Origin of the sequence: Streptomyces sp. NPDC058964, assembly GCF_042741275.1 — a bacterium.
Taxonomy (GTDB): domain Bacteria; phylum Actinomycetota; class Actinomycetes; order Streptomycetales; family Streptomycetaceae; genus Streptomyces.
The window spans coordinates 6,329-11,611 of record NZ_JBHYKH010000280.1 but is presented as its reverse complement, the minus strand read 5'-3'; the positions used below and the strand labels follow the sequence as shown (position 1 = coordinate 11,611).

3 protein-coding genes and 1 pseudogene are annotated in these 5,283 nt (G+C 72.4%); 1 reads left to right on the top strand and 3 read right to left on the bottom strand.

Annotated features, from left to right (window positions below; translation table 11 throughout):
- Positions 1 to 347 precede the first annotated feature (347 nt).
- Positions 348 to 755 (top strand): rodlin, encoded by a 408-nt coding sequence (locus ACFW2E_RS28840; RefSeq protein WP_384469993.1) that lies wholly within the window; start codon positions 348 to 350, stop codon positions 753 to 755.
- Between the two features lie 56 nt (positions 756 to 811).
- Here the strand turns inward: ACFW2E_RS28840 and ACFW2E_RS28835 are convergent, their stop codons facing one another.
- From ACFW2E_RS28835 to ACFW2E_RS28825, 3 genes and pseudogenes are all read right to left on the bottom strand, one after another.
- Positions 812 to 2,731 (bottom strand): AMP-dependent synthetase/ligase, encoded by a 1,920-nt coding sequence (locus ACFW2E_RS28835; protein WP_384469992.1) that lies wholly within the window; start codon positions 2,729 to 2,731, stop codon positions 812 to 814.
- A gap of 114 nt (positions 2,732 to 2,845) precedes the next feature.
- Positions 2,846 to 4,378 carry a von Willebrand factor type A domain-containing protein gene (locus ACFW2E_RS28830; protein WP_384469991.1) on the bottom strand — a complete coding sequence of 511 codons (1,533 nt, stop codon included), beginning with the start codon at positions 4,376 to 4,378 and terminating at the stop codon, positions 2,846 to 2,848.
- Positions 4,379 to 4,525: 147 nt separating this feature from the next.
- Positions 4,526 to 5,200 (bottom strand): annotated as a pseudogene (locus ACFW2E_RS28825) (ABC transporter permease); the annotation flags it as partial.
- Positions 5,201 to 5,283 lie beyond the last annotated feature (83 nt).

Genomic DNA, 5,283 nt, shown 5'->3' with positions numbered 1-5,283 from the left:
GGCCCGCGCCCCCCGCCCCCCCCCCCCGCCCCCGCCGCCCCCCCCCCCCGCCGGGCGCCCCCTACCCCGCGGCCGGTGCCTTCGCCCTGCGGCGCGACGCACGACGGGCGGCGCCTCTCGATCCCGACGAGCATCCGGAACCCAAGGACCTACCGGCCCACGGAGCACGAGGGGCCGGTGCGCGGGAGCGTGTCGGCGTGCCCGCGAAAGGGGGACATGGGGGCGCTTTTCCCATGATCGGACTGAGCTGAGCCGATCGGACCAACGCCCGCAACCCCCGACCGCTCAGAACAGTTGACGATCATGCAGCCTCCTCCCCGGAGTCCGCCTTTTCGAAGGGAACGCACATGAAGAAGCTGTGGGCAACCGCGGCTGTCGCCGCCTCCGTCGCCGGTCTCGCGGCCGCGGCCGCCCCCCAGGCGCTGGCCATCGGCAACGACAACGGCACCACGTCCGCCAGCGGCACCGACGCCACCTCGGTGTTCGGCAACTCGGCCACCTCCGGTGACCTGAGCCCGCAGCTGTCGCTGGTCCAGGGTTCGCTGAACAAGCCCTGTGTCGGCCTGCCCGCCAAGCTCAACGTGGGATCGGTGGTCGGCGCCATCCCCGTCACCGTTCAGGACGTCAACGTCCTGTCCTCCCCGCAGAACCAGCAGTGCGTCGAGAACTCGACCCAGGCCAAGGGCGACGAGCCGCTGTCGCACATCGCGGACGACATCTCGGCCCTGTCCGGCAACGGCCAGAACAACGGCTGAGCCTGCGCTCCGCCTCGGCGGGTGACCCGTCCCACCCGTGGCCCCCCCGTCGCGTGTCACGAGCGGTACAGGGCCTCGATCTCCTTCGCGTACGCCGCCGTCACCGCGTGCCGCTTGAGCTTGAGCGACGGCGTCAGCAGCCCGTTGTCCTCGGTGAACTCCCCTTCGACCAGGGCGAAGGCGCGGATGGACTCGGCGCGTGAGACGGCCTCGTTGGCGTAGTCGACGGCCGCTTGCACATCGGCTCGCAGCCGCGGGTCCCGTACGAGTGCGGACATCGGGGTGTCCGGGGACAGCTTCCGTACGGACAGCCAGTGGGCGACCGCCTCGGGGTCGAGGGTGACCAGCGCGGCGACGAAGGGCCGGTTGTCGCCGACGACGAGGCACTGGCCGACCGGCGGGCGGCTGCGCACCCGGTCCTCCAGGACGGCCGGGGAGACGTTCTTGCCGCCGGAGGTGACGAGGATGTCCTTCTTGCGGCCGGTGATGGTGAGGTAGCCGTCGTCGTCGAGGGAGCCCAGGTCGCCGGTGGCGAACCAGCCGTCCCTCAGCACCGCGTCGGTCGCGGCCGGGTCGTTCCAGTACGCCCCGAAGACCAGCCCGCCCTTGATCAGCACCTCTCCGTCGTCGGCGATACGCACGGCCGCCCCGGGCACCGGCCGGCCGACCGTGCCGGGACGGGGTTCGAGCGGGGGCACGATCGTGGCGGCGGCGGTGGTCTCGGTGAGGCCGTAGCCCTCGTAGACGATGATTCCGGCCGCGGAGAAGAACAGGTTGAGATTGCGGTCGAGCGGGGAGCCGCCGCTCATGGCGTACCGCAGGCGGCCGCCCAGCTCCTTGCGGATACGCCGGTAGACCAGCAGGTCGTACAGCGCCCAGGCGGCGTACAGTCGCAGGCCCGGGCCCTTCCCCGTGCCCAGGAACTTGTGCAGATACGCCTCCCCGAAGCGCACGGCGATCCGGTCGGCCCGGTCGAAGGACGCGCCCCGGCCGAGCCGCTCGGCGGTCGCGCGCCCGGTGTCGTGGATCCGCTCGAAGAGGTACGGCACGCCGACCAGGAAGGTGGGGCGGAACTCCCTCAGTGCCGGGCGGAGTTCGTCGGGCTTGACGCTGGGGAAGTGACCGGTCTCGATGCGGGCCATCAGGCAGGCGATCTGCAGGGTGCGCCCCATGATGTGGGCCAGGGGCAGGAAGAGCAGGGTCGAGGCGGTCTGTCCGGTGACCGCCTCGAAGACGGGGTGGAGCAGCTCGACGGTGTTGGCGGCCTCGGCGTACAGGTTGGCGTGGGTGAGGACGCAGCCCTTGGGCTTGCCGGTGGTGCCGGAGGTGTAACAGATGGTGGCCACGGTGTCGGGGGTCAGCGCGGCACGGCGCTTGGTGACCTCCTCGGCGGGGATGTCCCGGCCGAGCGTGGTGAGTTCTGCGACGGCCTCCTCGTCGAGCCGCCAGAGCCGCGGGGGTTCGGAGTGGTGGGCGGTGCCGGCGGCGACGGTGGCGGCGTTCTCGGCCGTCTCGGTGACGACGTGCCGGGCGCCGGAGTCGCGGACGATCCACTCCACCTGCTCGGCGGAGGAGGTCGCGTAGACCGGGACGGTCTGGCCGCCGGCCGCCCAGACGGCGAAGTCCAGCACGGTCCACTCGTAGCGGGTGCGGGACATCACGGCGACCCGCCCGCCCGGCTCGAGGCCCGCCGCGATCAGGCCGCGGGCGGCGTCCGTGACGTCGCGGGCGAAGGCTGCCGCCGTGACCGGGTGCCAGGTGCCGTTCTCGCGACGGCGCAGGACCACGGCGTCGGGGGCCTCGGCCGCGTTGGTGAAGGGCAGGTCGGCGGTGGAGCCGGTCGTCGTGCCCGGCGCGAGTGCCGGGCTGCGGGCCTCGCGTACGACGCCGTGCTCGTCCCTGACGATCTCGATCCTGGCGCGGTCCGCCAGCTCGGTGCGCTGCCGTGCCCGCTTCAAGTCCCTGCGTACGCCCATGACGGCTCCCGATCGCGGCTGTTGCTGTCCTGCTGCCGAACTCGCTTACCGGCAGGTCAACTTACTCACGCGTAAGAGTTGGTCAATGGGCCCGGCAGCACCTGAACCCGCCTTCTACTCCTCGGAGCGGCCCGCCTCCTCGATCGCCCGGGCGAGTTCCTCCACCGCCTTGTCCTCGGTGACGCGGGCCAGTTCGGCGGCGTGCCGGTGCAGCGCGCGGAGGCCCGGGTCGCCCGGCAGCGGGTTCCAGCGGTCGTCCCCCTCGCGCAGGGCGTCGGCGAAGTAGGCGGCGACGGCGGTGACCTGGAAGCGGGGGGACGCGCTCCAGACGGAGTGCTCCAGGGCGCCGGACTCCAGTTCGCCGGACTCCTCGTGCGGGTCGCGGGTGGCGGGGTCGAGCCAGCGGACGGTGGCGGTGGCGAGGTGGCCCGCCGTGCCGGGCCTGGTGTGGACGGCGTAGAGGGCGGTCACGGTGTGGCCGGGGCCGACCTCGCCGCCGTCGACGTGGTCGTTGCGGAAGTCGTCGTCGGAGACCCGGCGGTCGTCGTACCCGACGAGGCGGAAGTCGTCGACCGTGTGCGGGTCGAAGACGACCTGGGCCTTGGCGTCACGGGCGGTGAGCTCGATGTTCTGCGGGAGCTGCTCGCAGAACACCTTGCGGGCGTCCTCGGTGCCGGACACGTACACCGTGTGTCCGTCGCCCTTGTCGGCGAGGCGTTCCATCAGGGCGTCGCCGTAGTCGCTGCCGACGCCGACGCCGAAGAGCGTGATGCCGTATGCGCGCCGGGCCGTCGAGACGCGCTCGAGGATGGAGTCCGGGTTGGTGTCGCCGTCGTTGGCGAGTGCGTCGGAGACGAGGACGACCCGGTTGGTGGCGCCCTTGCGCAGGCCCTCGACGGCGGTGGCGTAGCCGGTCTCGACACCCGCGCCGAGGTCGGTGGAGGACAGCGCCTCCAGGCCGTCGATCGCGTGGTGGACCTCGCCGCGGTGGCCGTCGAGCCGGGTCATCGGCAGCACGGTCTCGGCCTCGGAGCTGAACGTGACGATCGCGACCGAGTCGTCGTCGCGCAGGCGGTCGGTCATCGTGCCGAGGGATTCCTTGGCGAGGTCGAGCCGGCCCGGTTCGTCCATGGAGCCGGAGACGTCGATGACGAACGTGAGGGCGGCGGGCGGGCGTTCGCCGCTCTCCCCGGCGGACCGGGTGGCGAGGCCGACCCGGACCAGGGACCAGTCCGGCTTGTCGGTGCGGGCGCCGTCGACCGTGACGGAGAAGCCGTTGCCGTCGGGGCGCCGGTAGTCCTGGCGGAAGCTGTTGACGAACTCCTCCGGACGGATCGTCGACGGGTCGGGCCGCTGTCCGTCGGCGAGCGTGCGGCGTGCGTAGCCGTAGGAGGCGGTGTCGACGTCCAGGGCGAAGGTGGACAGGTGGTCGGCCGACGGGCTGCTCCACTCCTCGTCCTGCCGTGAGCCCTGGCTCTGGGCCGGACCCGGGGCCGGGAGCCCGCCGTTGTTCGGGCCGCCGTTGTTCGCGCTGCCGCGGGAATCGTGGGCGCCGCCGCCTCCCCCGCAGCCGGTGAGCAGCAGCCCGCCCGCCGCCGCGAGGGCGATCAGCACACTCCGTGTCCGCCGTGTCCGGTACCGCTCCATCTCGTCTGCCCCCTGTGCCGGTTGACGTCGACATCTGCGACTGTGACGGCGCGGAGGGCCCGAACGTGCGACACGGAGCGTTGCGGATACGTCTCGAAGCGGCCACGGCGCGGGCCTGTCGAGACCGGTGGGTGATCTTCCGGTGACCTAGGAGACCACGTCCTTGCGCCCGAAACCCCGGAAGGCCAGCGCGAACAGCACGAGGGCGTACGTTATGGAAATCGCGGTGCCCTGGATCATGCCGGACCACTCGGGGTGCGGCTGTACGGCGTCGGCCCAGGCGAACTGCCAGTGCGCGGGCAGGAAGTCGCGCCAGTGACCGAGTGCGGTGACTGCGTCCAGGACGTTGCCGACGATGGTCAGGCCGACCGCGCCGCCGACCGCGCCGAGCGGGGCGTCCGTCTTCGTCGACAGCCAGAACGCCAGTCCGGCGGTGACCAGTTGGGACACGAAGATGTACGCCACGACCACCAGGAGGCGCTGGGCGGCGGTGCCCGGGTCGAGCGCGCCGCCGGTGGGGATCTGCAGCGGCCCCCAGCCGTAGGCGGCCGTGCCGACGGCGAGCGCCACGAGCGGCAGCAGCACCATCGCGGCCAGGCTGAGCCCGAGCCCCACGACGAGCTTGGACCACAGCAGCCGGGCGCGGGGCACGGGGGCGGCGAGCAGATAGCGCAGGGAGGACCAGCTCGCCTCGGAGGCGACCGTGTCCCCGCAGAACAGGGCGACCGGGATCACGAGCAGGAAGCCCGCGGAGACGAACAGGTTCACCGCGGCGAAGTTGGCGCCGGACGCGGTGGCCGTGTCCATCAGGGTGACCCGGTCGCTGCCGCCCGCCGGGGCCCCACCGAAAGCGTATGCGGAGTGCAGCACCAAACGCCTCACCCGGAGGATACCCCCCCTGTTGC